Origin of the sequence: Paenibacillus tyrphae, from assembly GCF_027925525.1 — a bacterium.
Classification (GTDB): Bacteria; Bacillota; Bacilli; order Paenibacillales; family NBRC-103111; genus Paenibacillus_G; species Paenibacillus_G tyrfis_B.
On sequence record NZ_BSDJ01000010.1, the window covers coordinates 88,512 to 103,323 of the forward strand.

12 protein-coding genes are annotated in these 14,812 nt (G+C 53.1%); 11 read left to right on the forward strand and 1 reads right to left on the reverse strand.

Translation table 11 applies throughout. The features are described 5' to 3' along the window. The first annotated feature begins 419 nt into the window (after nucleotides 1-419). The 9 genes from QMG93_RS13955 to QMG93_RS13995 all read left to right on the forward strand — a co-directional run bounded on the left by QMG93_RS13955 (nucleotide 420) and on the right by QMG93_RS13995 (nucleotide 10,336). The gene (locus QMG93_RS13955) at nucleotides 420-1,685 is read left to right on the forward strand and encodes a class I SAM-dependent methyltransferase (protein WP_281937379.1); all 1,266 of its coding nucleotides are present in this window, start codon (nucleotides 420-422) and stop codon (nucleotides 1,683-1,685) included. Between the two features lie 3 nt (nucleotides 1,686-1,688). Further along, entirely contained in the window at nucleotides 1,689-4,274 is a 2,586-nt protein-coding gene (locus tag QMG93_RS13960) for a metallophosphoesterase (protein ID WP_281937381.1), read from the forward strand. Nucleotides 4,275-4,429: 155 nt separating this feature from the next. Next, on the forward strand, nucleotides 4,430-5,272 hold the full coding sequence (locus QMG93_RS13965; protein ID WP_281937382.1) for an Rpn family recombination-promoting nuclease/putative transposase: 843 nt from the start codon (nucleotides 4,430-4,432) through the stop codon (nucleotides 5,270-5,272). Nucleotides 5,273-5,449: 177 nt separating this feature from the next. After that, entirely contained in the window at nucleotides 5,450-5,905 is a 456-nt protein-coding gene (locus QMG93_RS13970) for a DIP1984 family protein (RefSeq protein WP_281937383.1), read from the forward strand. A 481-nt stretch (nucleotides 5,906-6,386) separates the two neighbouring features. Next, nucleotides 6,387-6,605, forward strand: a complete 219-nt coding sequence (locus QMG93_RS13975) for a hypothetical protein (protein ID WP_281937384.1) — start codon at nucleotides 6,387-6,389, stop codon at nucleotides 6,603-6,605. A 42-nt stretch (nucleotides 6,606-6,647) separates the two neighbouring features. After that, complete coding sequence (locus tag QMG93_RS13980) at nucleotides 6,648-7,763, forward strand: slipin family protein (RefSeq protein ID WP_281937385.1); 1,116 nt, start codon at nucleotides 6,648-6,650, stop codon at nucleotides 7,761-7,763. Between the two features lie 265 nt (nucleotides 7,764-8,028). Then, on the forward strand, nucleotides 8,029-8,751 hold the full coding sequence (locus tag QMG93_RS13985) for an amino acid ABC transporter ATP-binding protein (protein WP_216791192.1): 723 nt from the start codon (nucleotides 8,029-8,031) through the stop codon (nucleotides 8,749-8,751). A 45-nt stretch (nucleotides 8,752-8,796) separates the two neighbouring features. Continuing rightward, nucleotides 8,797-9,591 carry an ABC transporter substrate-binding protein gene (locus tag QMG93_RS13990; protein ID WP_216791190.1) on the forward strand — a complete coding sequence of 265 codons (795 nt, stop codon included), beginning with the start codon at nucleotides 8,797-8,799 and terminating at the stop codon, nucleotides 9,589-9,591. Between the two features lie 28 nt (nucleotides 9,592-9,619). Continuing rightward, nucleotides 9,620-10,336 carry an amino acid ABC transporter permease gene (locus tag QMG93_RS13995; protein ID WP_063188100.1) on the forward strand — a complete coding sequence of 239 codons (717 nt, stop codon included), beginning with the start codon at nucleotides 9,620-9,622 and terminating at the stop codon, nucleotides 10,334-10,336. Here the strand turns inward: QMG93_RS13995 and QMG93_RS14000 are convergent. Beyond that, nucleotides 10,303-11,958 carry a PucR family transcriptional regulator gene (locus QMG93_RS14000; protein ID WP_281937386.1) on the reverse strand — a complete coding sequence of 552 codons (1,656 nt, stop codon included), beginning with the start codon at nucleotides 11,956-11,958 and terminating at the stop codon, nucleotides 10,303-10,305. The genes QMG93_RS13995 and QMG93_RS14000 overlap by 34 nt on opposite strands. A gap of 197 nt (nucleotides 11,959-12,155) precedes the next feature. Here QMG93_RS14000 and QMG93_RS14005 point away from each other — a divergent pair, with 197 nt between their 5' ends. Then, on the forward strand, nucleotides 12,156-13,421 hold the full coding sequence (locus tag QMG93_RS14005; protein ID WP_281937387.1) for a Glu/Leu/Phe/Val family dehydrogenase: 1,266 nt from the start codon (nucleotides 12,156-12,158) through the stop codon (nucleotides 13,419-13,421). Between the two features lie 25 nt (nucleotides 13,422-13,446). Beyond that, nucleotides 13,447-14,811, forward strand: coding sequence for an aspartate aminotransferase family protein (locus tag QMG93_RS14010; protein WP_281937388.1), 1,365 nt, complete (start codon nucleotides 13,447-13,449; stop codon nucleotides 14,809-14,811). The last annotated feature ends 1 nt before the right edge of the window (nucleotide 14,812 follow it).

Here is a 14,812-nt window from a genome sequence, read left to right on the forward strand (position 1 = left end):
GGCGCTTCGATATTAGCTAATTGATAATATCATAATGACATTATATAACGGCGGCGGCATCCTTTGTCAATATCAAGTCGAAAAAATGTTAAAACCTAGAGATTTTCTTGACAAAATATGGACCGCCGCGTATGATTTCACTAACTATTGTCGAAGGAGGTCGGATGAGGGTGCTTAAGAATCAAAAGTTTTATTTCAGTTCCAATAACACGACCAGTGCAACACATTTCATCAACAGCATATGCAGCAGTGTACCCTCATCGGCCTTACCGGTCTGTCTTTAAGTGAAGCTTTATGCCGACTTCAAGCAAGTTGACATCAGGCTCGTTTATCCAATCCGGCCATGGACCTCTGAGTCCGTGGTCTTTTTTGTGTTTAACTACGACCGGACACAATTTCATTCCAAGGGGAAGATGCAGATGGCGATCATTCAAGTGAGATCCACGAACCCGAAGCTTTCGTTTATTATCAAAAAAAATCCGGAGTCCGGCATGATTCTCCGTTCGATCCGCAAGGGGACGGCTTACGGCTGGTACACGGACGACTTTACCTACAACGTGTACTTTAAGGATGCGGACAATGAGATTTCCTATAAGCAGCACGAGCATGAGGATTTTGAATATTTGAACGTATCCCGCTATAATACGCCGTTATTTCCGCTGAATGCGCTGAACGAATTTTTTTCCGCGCCGCTGAAAGCGCAGGACGAGCAGGACGTCGAAGGCTACGAGCATTCGTTCCATATCAACATGATCCATATCGAGCTGGTGCGGTACATCGAGTTTTTTGAAAAGCATTTGACCGATTTTACGTTTGAGATCAAGCATCACGCTCACAAAAGCTACTCGCTCACGATTACGACGCGCAAAAGCCTTCATCATTTGCTGCATGTCGTAAGCGTGCTGTGCTTGTTCCTGTCCATGTTCGGCAACGAAAACATCGATATTTCCGATAGCATTCTGGACAAATACATTAAGAGCATTCAAGCGATTGACGCGCCGTTCTACATCCGCAGCTTGTTTGTCCGGAATTTCTTGTCCTCCAGGGACCGGTTCAAGAAATATAAAGGCGAGCTTGAGAAAACAAGCCGGTACGCCATTCGATTCGATTACGGAGGTACCGCTCTTCAACGGAGAAACTATATCGCCGGCGCTTTGCCTTTTAATAAATCGATCCTGGACGTTGGCTGCGGGGAAGGCTTCTATGCGCTTCCTTTTGCCGCGAAGATCGAGGGCAGCTACTATGCCGTCGATATCGACGAGCAGCTGCTGGAATCGGTCAGCCGCAAGGCGCAAGCGCGAGAGCTCGACAACCTGGTCACGTTTCGTTCGATCGATCATTTCTTGGAGGAGTACAACGGCGAGCAGGTCGATGTCATCCTGACGGAGGTTATCGAGCATATGAGTCAGGACGAGGCCAAGTCGCTGATTCAACGGATTTGCAAGCAGGTGGATTTCGAGCATTTTATTATCACGACGCCGAATTCGGACTTCAATCCGTTCTACGAATTGAGCGGGTTCCGTCACGACGACCACAAGTGGGAGATGGGGCAGCAGGAATTCCAAGCGTGGTTTCTGGAGATCATCCGGGAAACGGGCCTGCACCATGAATTCGTCTCCGTCGGAGACGGGGTCAACAGCATCCAGACGACGCAAGGCGTCATTCTCAAGAAAAAGGGGGCCTAGCCAATGGAGATCCAAACGAAGGTTCACACCGTTTTTATGATGATCGGATCGACGGAATGCGGGAAAACGACGTTCGCCAACGAAGTGCTGATTCCCGGGCTGCGGTTCGAGGACGAGTCCAAACATTTTAAAAGCAACATCCAATACCTTTCTTCCGACAGTATTCGCCAAGAGGTTCTTGGTTTTGCCTACGATAAATACGACCAATTGATGCTGGAGGCGAGCGGGCAGGCGTTTCATCTGTTGTTCGAGAAGCTGAATATGGTGACCTCGTATCCCGTCAATGCGGAATTCGTGATCGTGGATACGACCGGATTGTCGGAGGACTTTCGGGCGAAGGTTCGCGAGATTGCCCATGAGAATAACTATAATCTGGAGGTCATTCTGTTCGATTACCGCAAGCGGGAAGATTATAACGCCTCCGAGCGGTCGAAGAAGCTGATCACCAGCCACATTAACCGGCTGCGAAAAGACGTTCTCGGTTCGCTGGCTAAGGAAAAGTACGCCAAAATTCATAAGGTGCGCGCCAAAGATTTTTACTCGGTAACGGAGCGACGGGCTAATCCCGATTACAGAGTCGTCATTGAAGATCAAGAGGAGTATTTGTCGACCATTCTTCCGCAGGATCAAAAGGTCATTATTGTCGGCGACGTTCACGAGTGTGTGGATGCACTGCAAGGTCTGCTGCTGAGCTACGGCTACCAGCTGGAAGCGGGGAAGCTGGCCGTAACGGACAAAGTGCGGAATACGAAGGTGCTACTAGCCGGCGACTGGATCGACAAAGGGAAGCGTACTAAAGAGATCGTGGAGTTTTTGTACGATAATCAGGAGCATTTCTTATTCGTCCTCGGGAATCACGAGAATTTCGTCTATAAATATTTGCGGGGCGAAATTCAGGGGGCTGATTCAGAGCTACTGCGGACGTATTTCGACTCGACGGAAGTGCTGCGCAGCGATGCGGAGCTGCTGGAGAAGTTCAATCATCTTGTTTCTATCTCGAAGCCGTTTTACCGGTCGATTGGCACCAAGGGAGCGTCCTTCTACGTGACCCATGCCCCGTGCCGGAACAAATATATCGGGAAGCTGGATGCGAATTCGACGCGTCATCAGCGCAGCTTCCGCATCAACCGGGAGGCGCCGCTGGAGGAGCAGCTGGCTTTTCTTAACGAAGAAGCGGTGAAAAATCATCCGTACCACGTGTTCGGGCACGTTGCGGCGAAGCAGGCGTTCCGGATCAAAAGCAAGCTTCACCTCGATACGGGATGCGTGCATGGGAACGCGCTGACTTCGGTCAGCATTTCGTTCAAGCCATTCTTTAAAGCCTACAATTCCGGGCAGGCTGTTATGACGGATGAGCTTCCGACTTTGTTCCGGGAAGAGAGAAAGGTTTCCGTGCAGGAGCTTGGCGAAGAGGAAATTCGCAGACTGCGTTATGTATCGCGCAACAAGATCAACTTTATCTCGGGAACAATGTCCCCGGCGGATAAGGACGTGGCTGCGGGCGAACTGGAGTCGTTGCAGCGCGGATTGGATTATTTTGCCGAGCGCGGAGTTCATCAGGTGGTGCTGCAGCCGAAATATATGGGCTCCCGGTGCAACATTTATTTGTATAAAGACCGGGAGCAGTGCTTTGCCGTCAGCCGTAACGGGTACAAGATCAATCAGGTGGATCTGACTGGCATTTACGATAGGCTACTGCAAAAATTCGGCGGATACATGGAGCAGAACGGCGTCTCTATGCTGCTGTTGGACGGGGAGCTGATGCCGTGGAAGGCACTCGGGGACGGACTCATCGAGCGGCAGTTCAAGCCGATCGAGAAGGCATTGGAGAGCGAGTTGGATTTTCTGAAGCGCAACGGTTTTGAACAAGCTTTCGGCAAGCTGACGGAGGAATACCGCGCCAGCGGGTTTGAAAAAGACCAATTCCATCTCTCGAAAGCCGCCCTAAGCGACAAATACGGGGCAAGTGTGTATCAAAACTATAAATATGTTCACGACATTTTGGAGACGTACGTGCCGCTGGAGGAGCATGCGGCCGCCTATGAAACGTATAAGAAGCAGTTGGAGCTGTATGCGGAGGACGGGGAGCTGGAGTACAAGCCTTTTGCGTTGTTGAAAGTGGTATACGATAGCGGCGAGGAGTGGCTGCCGGATTGGAGCACTTCGGAGATGTACCGCTTTCTGTCGGATGACGAGTTTGTTATGCTGGATCTGTCCGAGCCGGAAAGCCGCAAGAAGGCGGAGCAGTACTTTGCGACGTTAACTATCGGGAACCATATGGAAGGCGTCGTGATCAAGCCGGAGGTCGTGGAAGGCCGGTCGGTCCCATATATGAAGGTCCGCAATCCGGAGTATTTATCGATCATCTACGGATACGATTACCGCTTCCCGCACAAGTACGGCAAGCTGATGAGGCAGAAAAACATTCACTCGAAGCTTCGCACTTCGATGAACGAATATAAACTCGGCAGCAAGATGCTCTCCGTGCGGTTCGATGAAATCGCGCCGGATCATGAGACGTATAACGAAATCGTCGCTAATTTGCTGTTTGAAGTGGCCCGGGAGAAAGAAATCGATCCTAGACTTTAAGGGACGGAGCCGGTTCTGGCAAGCTTGTGTGATGGCGGGCTATGAGGTATTCCTTGCGGTCCGTAGGCTGCTTATCTGTCTATATTGTGCCTCTTTTGTGGTATAATGGGAGTAGAAAATTGCGGCGTAGAGCAAGCCATTGGAGCTGAGAACGAATGACCGAACTATTGGAACCGTCCGTTGATTTCGTGTTCAAACAAATCTTCGGCAGTGAAGAAAATAAAGACGAAGTGCTGTTGAATTTTCTGAACGAAGCGCTGCGGGAAACCGAGCCGAAGCCGTTCGTCAGCCTGACCTTGCTCAATCCGCAGCTGGATAAAAATGCACTGACCGACAAGCAGGCCATTCTGGATGTCCGCGCCCAGAACGAGGACGGCAAACAGGTGAATCTGGAAATTCAGGTCAGCAATAAATATGACATGCCGAAGCGCAGCTTATATTACGCGGCGAAGATGTACGAAGAGCAGTTGGGGGAAGGTCAGTTTTACAAAAGCTTGAAGAAGGTCATCTCGATCAATATCTTGACGTTCAATCAAATTCCGAACGATCGGTTTCACAACATCTATCACCTGCGTGAAGATCATACGAGCGAGCTGCTGCTTGACGATATCGAAATTCATTTTATGGAGCTGCCGAAGCTTAGTTTGAAGCCGCATAAGATGGACGATCGGCTGGTGAATTGGCTGATGTTCATAGACGGCGCACCCCGAGAGCGATGGGAGGAACTAGCCATGGATACACCAGGGCTGAAAAAAGCGATGACGACGCTGGAATTTTTAAGCCAGAATAAAGAAGCTCGAGCGTTGTATGAGATGCGGAAAAAGGCGCTGCTTGACGAGCAATCTGCGCTAGACTATGCGGAATCTCGGGGAAGGGCGGAAGGGAAAGCGGAAATTGTGGTAAATATGCTGCAAAAAGGCTTGCCCGTCTCTTTGATTGCCGAAGTAACGGGCTTATCGGAGGCGGAGATCGAAGCGTTGAATAAAAAACTGCATTAAAATCCCGTATTCGTTTCCCTTGATGATAAGATCGGAGCTGCTGCCCCGGTCTTTTTTCTTTTTCATGCAAAACTTTCCACCCGTCGTAATACTTTCGCCATGTTCGTTTCGCCGCAAATCAGCGAAGATAAGATACACAAAGGCGCTGCCATCCTAAAGATTAAAAAGGTGATAACGATGAAATTAGCTGAAGCTCTAATGAATAGAGCCGATTGCCAAAAGCGCATCGAACAATTGAAAGTCCGCCTGAACCGCAGTGCGAAGGTGCAGGAAGGAGAGCACCCGCCGGAGAATCCGACGAATTTGTTCCAAGAAATGAACGACACGCTGCAAGAGCTGGAGTCGTTGATGACCGCGATCAACCGGACGAACGCCCAGACGGTGCTGCACGACGGAGTTACCCTTGCCGATGCTTTGGCGAAGCGAGATATTCTGGGGATTCGCCGAACGATGATGCAAGAGGTCATTAATGCCGCGGCGATTAAGCAGGACCGGTACAGCAGGTCGGAAGTGAAATTTATTCCGACGGTTCAGATTGCCGAGCTGCAAAAGCAGGTCGACCAGTACTCGAAAGCTTACCGGGAGCTGGATACCGGCATTCAGGAAATGAACTGGAAAACCGAGCTGTTGTAAGTAACGATCATCCGTGTTAGTTTGGTAGCCTTTTGTCTGAAGGCGAGCATCACCCGCCAACTGGGCAAGTTGGACTCCCTGGTGGATGTGAGGGGCCATGTCCGGCAGGTTCGATTCCTGCATTATATGATTCAAGCCCAGAACATCTTACAAGCGTACCGGTTCTTGTAATAGTAACGACCGGGTGCTGGTTCAGACAAAGCGGCGAGGGCGGGAACGGGGAACTAACGATGGTACGCGTCTGAGACGCTCTATCATACATTTAGGTTGATGTACGGAAGGCGTAACGAGGCTGGGATTTCCTATAATCCCGCAGTGCCCGCGCATCCTATGCGCCGGTATCCTGTACGGCCGATCCGGCATGAATCTGCCATTATTTTGGGTTCGAATCCCAAATCGTGTGGGACGATTAAGCTCCGTGGGGAGCACTCGACTTCAATCGAGCGAAAATGACATGCTGTGACCTTCAAAGGAACCCTCAGTGGCTTCCACAGCACACTGCGTCCGGGCTTTGCAATCCGCGGATACCGGACGGAGCAACCGGAAAGGCAACCGCCAAGGAGACGGTGTACGGGAGAAAGGCTGCAATGGAGCCGATCCGAAGTTCGTCAACCCCAAGGCCGGAAGCCCCGGCTCCTCCGTTCTTAAGCGGGATTCCGCCAGGGGCGCAGGAGGGTTCCTTTCGCAGGTCACCAACTAAGGAAAGGCAGCTTAGGTATGAGCTGTTGAAGGAGGATTTACCATGTTTAAAAAAGTAACCATTCAAACCGACGAGCGTGGCTTGCTGTTCCGCAAAGGAAGCTACGAAAAATATTTACAGCCCGGCACGTACCGCCTCTCAGCTTTTACCGAAGAGACGGTTGTTGTTCTCAATATAACGAAGCCTTTTGCAGTGGAGGGGAAAGACTTGCAGTTGTTCCTCCACGATGATCAGCTCTTGCGGGAGCTGGATGTCATCGAAGTGCAAGACCACGAATACGTGCTGCATTACGAGGACGGCAAATTCGCCGGACTGCTGACGGCCGGAAGATATGTGTTCTGGAACATATTGAAGAAGCACGCTTATGTCCGGGTGGACATCCGTCAGCCCGAATTGCCTGCGGAGGTCGATCTGGCGGTCCGGCCCAGACTGATGGCGTATTGTCAGACGTACGAGGTGGCGAGCTACGAATCGGGCGTGCTGTTTTATAACCATGTGATGCAAAAAGAACTCAAGCCCGGCAAATATTATTTCTGGAAAGGGCCTACCGCTGTCACGGTGAAGACCGTTGACCTGCGCCAGCAGCAAATGGACATGACCGGCCAGGAAATGATGACCGAGGACAAGGTGACCTTGCGGCTCAATTTTGTCTGCCAGTACAAAATCGTGAACCCTCTGCGCGCGCTCGAGATCAAATCGTTCGAGGATCAGATGTATATCCAGCTGCAGCTCATTTTGCGGGAATATATCGGCACCTTGAAGCTGGACGATCTTCTGAAAATGAAGCAGGAAATCGCGGCGTTCGTGCTGTCCCGGTTGAACGAGAAGAGCGAGGATTACGGCGTCGCTTTCGTATCGGCCGGTGTGAAGGATATTATCCTGCCCGGCGATATCAAGGACATCTTGAACACGGTGCTCCTGGCCGAGAAAAAGGCTCAGGCCAATCTGATCACCCGCCGCGAGGAAACGGCATCAACGCGCAGCCTGCTCAATACCGCCAAGCTGATGGACGAGAACCAGACGCTGTACCGGTTGAAGGAGCTGGAGTTCCTGGAAAAAATCTGCGAGAAGATCGGCACGATTTCGCTCACCGGCGGCGGCAACCTGCTGGAGCAGTTGAACTCGCTGCTGGGAGACAAGAGCGCAGGGAAAGCATAATCGATAGGTTTATCAGCGGGTCGCTTCGGCGGCCCTCTTTTTTTACCCCTTCCCAACGGTTTCCACAGCATCGGGCCGTCGAAATCGGGTATGATTTATATACATGACGTATAAAAAGCGGGAAGCTTTTTTCGTTCTATCGGCGAATAGATTGTAAGCGGTTTCTATATTATTATTTAACCAGGTAAACTTTTGAGGACAAGCTGCAAGACAAAAAGAATGCGCTTTCTTCGCAACATAGACTATCCCGCAAGGAGGTTAATCCATGATTCAAGTTAACACCTTGGTCAAGTCATTCGGCTCCGTTAACGTCCTGAAAGGCATCAATTTAAACGTACAGGAAAAAGAAGTCGTCGTCTTGCTCGGTGCGAGCGGCTCGGGCAAAAGCACGCTGCTGCGATGTCTGAACTTCCTCGAAATTTATGACGACGGGGAAATTTATATTTTCGGGGAAAAGCGCGATCCTCACAAGTCGAACTTGAATCAGATCCGGCAAGAGGTCGGCATGGTGTTCCAGCATTTTAATTTGTTTCCCCATAAAACGGTACTGGAGAACGTGATCGAAGCTCCGATCCATGTGAAGAAGCTCAAAAAGAAAACAGCCATCGACACCGCCTACGACTTGCTGGACAAGGTGGGGCTGAAGGATAAGGCGCACGATTATCCCGGCATGCTGTCCGGCGGGCAGAAGCAGCGCGTCGCCATCGCCCGGGCACTCGCCATGGCGCCAAGAGTGATGCTGTTCGACGAGCCGACTTCGGCTCTGGACCCCGAGCTAGTCGGCGAGGTGCTCCAAGTGATGAAGCAGCTCGCCAAGGAAGGCATGACGATGATCGTCGTCACCCATGAGATGGGCTTCGCCCGCGAGGTAGCCGACCGGGTCGTCTTCATGAGCGACGGAAAAATATTGGAGGAAGCCCATCCCGAACAATTTTTTGTCCAGCCGCAGACAGAGCGGGCCCAGCAGTTTTTGCGCAGCATCCTTTAATAAAAAGCAACGCAGCCTAAGACCAACTTACAGGAGGAATGTGTGATGAAAAAAGGGTTGATCGTTTCCTTGTTGTCGATGCTGGTAGGGGCTATGCTGCTCGCCGGCTGTGCTTCGACAGGCAATACCCCGTCTGCCGACGGTAAAGATTCCGGACAATTGAAAGCGTTTCATTTTGCAATGAGCGGGCTGTACAAGCCTTTCAATTACAAGGAAAACGGCAATCTGGTCGGCTTTGACGTCGAATTCGGGAGCGAGCTGGCCAAGAAAATGGGCGTGAAGGCCGAGCCGGTCACGAACCCGTGGGAAACGATCATTCCCGGTCTTCTCTCGAAGAAATACGATGCGATTCTGGGCAGTATGGCGATTACGCCGGAACGCCAGAAGACGGTCAACTTCACGACGCCTTACTACCGGTCAGGCGCGCAAATTTTCGTCGCCAAGACGAACGAGACGATTAAATCCGCGAACGATCTAAAAGGCAAGAAGATCGGCGTGCTCAAGGCCAGCTTGTTCAAAGGCTTGGCTGCCGAACGGACGGATGCAGGCAACATTACGGAATACGATAGCGATCTGACGGCGCTGCTGGATCTGCCGACAGGGCGGGTGGATGCGGTCATTACGGACGATTTGGTCGGCTTCCGCATGATCAAGGAAAGCGCCACGGCGATCAAGGCCGTAGGGGAGCCGCTGACGATGCAGGAAATGGGAATCGCGGTCCGCAAGGAGGACCAAGCTCTGCTGGATCAATTGAACAAGGCCATCGACGAAATGGTGAAGGACGGGACGTACGACAAGCTGAGCGAGAAGTGGTTCGGCAAAAATATTTTGCAAAAGTAACGAAACGATATTCAGATGAGGTGACCCGATGATCGAAATCTTGCTGTCCAGTTACGACGTGTTTCTGAAAGCGACTTGGCTGACCGTTCGCATAACGTTTGTTTCTCTTCTGCTCGGAAGCGTCATCGGTCTTGTATTTGCCTTTTTCCGGCTGTCGAAGAGCCGCGTCTTGAACGCCGTAGCGAAATTCTACATTACGTTAATCCGTGGCACGCCGCTCATTATCCAGATCGCCGTGCTGTACTTCGGCATATCGAACATTATTTTGCTGTCGCAGTTTTGGGCGGGGGTGTTCGCGCTGGCAATTCACGGCGGCGCTTACATCGCGGAAATTTTCCGCGGCGCGATTCAATCGATCGACCGGGGTCAGATGGAGGCGGCCCGCTCGCTCGGGATGACGTATCCGCAGGCGATGCGCAGAATTATTTTGCCGCAGGCGTTCAAAATTGCCATTCCTCCGCTTGGCAACCAGTTCATTCTAGGCTTGAAGGAATCGTCGCTCGTGGCTTACGTCGGCATGTCGGATTTGTGGGGAGCGGCGTTAAGCGAAGCGGCCTCGAATTTCAAGCAGCTCGAAACGTATGTGGTGGCAGGGTTGTATTATTTGGCTCTGGTTATGCTCTTTACGTTTGTGGTAGGCAAGCTGGAAGCGAGACTCGATGTCAACGCGAAAGCGAAAAGCAGGGAAGCGAGCGCCAAGCCGCGCGCCCGCTACAGCTCTTCGGAAGAGACGGTCAGCTTGTAGGCCATGATCGCAATTTCCAGCTTCAAACGGTCCTCTGACGATTGAAGATTGCGCCGGGTTTTCTTCTCGATCTGGTTCAGCCGGTATTTTAGCGTATGGCGGTGAATGAACAGCTCGGCCGCCGTCACATGAAGGCTCTGGTTATGGTACAAGTACGTTTCCAGCGTTTGAAGCAGGTCGGCCCCTTGGCGCTTGCTCTGCATCAAGGCTCCGAGCTGCTCCTCGGCAAACTGCCGCAAGTCCATGCCGAGTTCCTGCATCTGGATCAGGAAGTGGTACAGTCCTAGATCGTCATAGTGGACGACGGACTTCGGCTTGTGCAGCAGCTTGGCGAAGACGAGAGCCCGGTGCGCTTCTTGCGCGCTTTTGGCCAAGTCGGCCAGATCGGCGTAGCTTTTGCCGATGCCGATCCGCAGCGGGTAATCGGGGTAGAACGCGCTCCATTTGTCGGCGATGTCCCGTACGGCCAGGAGCGACGCTTCCTCTGCGGCTTCGGGAGCCGTGCCTTTGCTCCCTGTTCCCATGAGGACGACGCAGCCGTCCAGCCGATTGCGCAGCAGAAGCTGGCGGTTATGCTTGCTCATCGTCTGGTTCACAACCTGATACAGCCGGTCCAGCATATCGTCCAGCGCACGGCGTTCGAGGTCGGACGGAAGGTTCTCCACCTTGATTTGCAGCACGGCTTGGCTGCCGCTCGGATCGAAGCCCAGCTTTTTCCCGCGCTCGATCACTTCGGCTTTATTGGTAAAATTTTTGCTTAACACTTGATCGAGAAATTCGCCTTGAAAACGGATTTCCGTATCTAAAATCGCTTTATGCCGCAGGAATTCAATCGCATACACGGTGGCCGCATGCTCAACCGCGATCTGGTCGATGTCTTTCCATCGTTCTTTATCCTTGATAGCCGCAATCCAGCCGTAGTTCGTCTGATTCGCCATGACCGGATAGAGCGAAATTGTGTATTCGCTTTCATGACCGTTTAAGTGAAGAAGCTGCTGTTCAAAAGGCGGCTGCAACGGCTCGGAAAAGAGCAGGAGCCGATCCTGGCCGATTCGGCGGACCGCGTCATGAACGATCCGATCCGAGACGATGGAGGCATCCGCATCGAACAGCACGATGCTGCCATCCGTCAGCCGCGACAGTGTCTCGGTGATCGCCTGAATGCCTTGGTTGTCCAAAACCAGACGGGTAAATTCCTTGTGGATGTTGATCGAATGCTCGAACATCCGGAACTGGTTGTTGACGATCTGCTCCAGAATCGCCTTCGTAATGACCGAAAAGTTGATATCCGTCGGGATTTCCAGCAGCGGAAGGGCGGAGCGGTTCGCAATGTCGATGAACGATTGGGGAATTTCGCGCAAGTAAAAGCCGGTGTACATCGCAACGCCGGACAGCTTCTTGTTGGACAGCAGCTTGTGGAACTGGCTGCGTTTCTCTTCGCTTTCCATCAGGCCGAAGCCGGTCGTAATCAGGAACTCGCCTTCCTGCAGCCGGTCGATGTCTTCGATGACTTCGACGATCGTGACCCATTTGATGATATTGTTCATGCCGTCGAATCCGGCGACCAATTTCGTTTTCGACATCACGGGCAGCTGGATCGCTTCTTGAATGCTAATTCCCATAGGAATGATCCTCTTTTCTGTGCGGATTGGCTTGAGTCAGTTATATCACGGCCCGTCATTTCGGGCAAGCTGGAATTTATACCTGATGTATAAAAAAGCGCGCTCATTTTGGATTCGTCGGTCGAATAGATCGAGCGCTTTAGCTGGTTTAAACTACAAGTAATCGAAGCCATAACGCAGAGGCCGGAGGTGGAACGATGGCAGTCGATACGGTTCGGCAAACGGAACAACCAAACGTCTTGGAGCGAACGCAGCAGCTCATCAAGAAGGCGCTGGAGCATATGGGCTGCGCGGAATCGTTCTATGGGCTGTTGAAGCGGCCCCTTCGCTTGATGACGGTTTGCATTCCCCTACGTATGGACGACGGCTCCGTCCGGGTATTCACGGGCTACCGGGCTCAGCATAACGATGCGGTGGGACCGACCAAAGGCGGCATTCGGCTGCATCCTGCGGTAACGCCTGAGGAAATAACCGCTTTGTCGATGGAGATGAGCATCCAATGCGGTCTGACCGACCTCCCGTACGGCGGGGGCATGGGAGGCATTGAGTGCGATCCGCGCACGATGTCCGCCGCCGAGCTGGAGCGGCTGAGCCGCGGGTATGTTCGGGCGATCAGCCAGATCGTCGGCCCGACGAAGGATATCCTGGCCCCGGATATGTACACGAATGCGCAAATGATGGCTTGGATGATGGACGAGTACAGCCGTCTCCGCGAATTCGACTCGCCCGGTTTTATTACCGGCAAGCCGCTCGTGCTGGGCGGTTCGGCGGGCAGGGAGTCCTCGACGGCCAAAGGCGTGACGATCGTGCTGCGTGAAGCGGCGAAGGCGGCCGGCGTGGAGCTTAGAGGCGCCAAGGTGATCGTTCAAGGGTTCGGCCATGCCGGAGGCTATCTAGCCAAATTTCTGCACGACGCCGGAGCGAAGATCGTAGGGATTGCGGATGCCGGCGGCGCTCTGTACCACCCGGACGGTCTGGACGTCGATTATTTGCTGGAAAAACGGGATGCGTCCGGCGCGGTCACCCATTTGTTCGCAAGCGCGATCTCCACCCGGGAGCTGCTTGTCCAAGCTTGCGACATTCTCATCCCGGCCGCCGCTGAAAACCAACTTACGGAAGAGAACGCGGCCGACATTCAAGCGAAAATCGTCATCGAGGCGGTAAGTGGGCCGACCACTGCGAAGGCTACGGAAATTCTCACCTCCCGAGGCGTGCTGCTCGTCCCCGACGTGCTGGCAAGTGCAGGCGGCGTTATCGCTTCATACTTCGAGCGGGTTCAAAACAACCAGGGCTGCTATTGGTCCGAAGCGGAAGTTTATCGGAAGCTGGATCACGTTTTGGTCAACGCTTTTCGCGGGGTCCATCGGATCGCGCTGGAAAGCAAGGTGGACATGAGGCTGGCCGCCTATATGGCAGGCCTCCGCAAAATGGCGGAAGCCATGCGCTGGAGAGGCTGGGTTTAACACAAGCGTAAAGAGGGGAACCGACATGACGGATACACATTTGATCAAGCCGATTCTGGACTACGACTACCCTACAGTGGCCAGCGGACAAGGAATTTATCTCTATGATACGGACGGCAAAACGTATATCGACGGCTGCTCCGGCGCGGTGACGGCGAGCATCGGCCACGGGGTGCCGGAAATCGTCGAGGCGATGAAGGCGCAGGCGGAAAAAGTGTCGTTCGCGTACCGCGCCCAGTTTACGAGCGAGCCGGCCGAAGAGCTTGCGCGCCGGTTAAGTGAATGGTCGGAGGGGCGCTGGAACTGGTCCTTTTTCGTCAACAGCGGCTCGGAAGCGACGGAGACGGCGATGAAGATTGCGATCCAGCATTGGCAGGAGAAAGGCCGCGACCGCAAAAACCGCTTCATCTCCCGCTGGATGAGCTATCACGGCATTACGATGGGCGCTTTGTCCATGTCCGGCAATATTTTGCGGCGCAAGCGGTTCATTCCGCTGCTCGAGGATTATCCGTCCGTTTCCGCGCCGTACTGCTACCGCTGTCCGCTGAAGGAAGCGCATCCCGGCTGCGGCATGAAATGCGCGCAGGAGCTGGAAACGTCGATTCTGCGTATCGGGCCGGAGCATATTGCCGGATTTATCGCCGAGCCGATCATCGGCGCTTCGGGAGGAGCGGTAACACCGCCGGAGGGCTACTATCAAGAGATCAAGCGCATCTGCGACAAATACGACATTCTCTTCATCGCGGACGAGGTGATGACGGGGCTCGGAAGAACCGGCAAGAAGTTCGGCATCGAGCATTGGGAGGTCACCCCGGACATCGTCGCTTTGGGCAAAGGGATGAGCGCAGGCTACACGCCGATGGCGGCGACGCTGGTCAGCGATAAGGTGATGGAGCCGATTCTGAAAGGGTCCAAGTCGATCATGGCGGGCCATACGTACAGCGCCAATCCGCAATCCGCCGCCGTTTGCCTGGCCGTGCTGGACTATATGGAAAAGCACGATCTGGTTCGTGCGGCCGATGTGAACGGCGAGTATCTTCTCGGCAAGCTGCAGGAGATGGCCAAGCGGCTGGACATTGTAGGCGACGTTCGGGGCAAAGGGATGCTGCTTGGACTGGAGTTCGTGCCGGATGTGCGGACGAAGGGGATTTTCCCGCTATCGCTCGGCGTGACGGCGCGGGTCATCAAGCGCGCTTTTGACAAAGGGCTGCTCGTGTACCCGGCATCGGGCGGCATCGACGGAGCGGCCGGAGACGCGATTATCGTCTCTCCGCCATTAATTATTACCCCAGAACAAATAGATAGCCTAGTAAGCATATTGGAAAAAAGTATTTTTGAGGTTCAAGAGGAACTTCGGGCGGAAGGCCATTTGAATAAAGCGGCGGTATAGG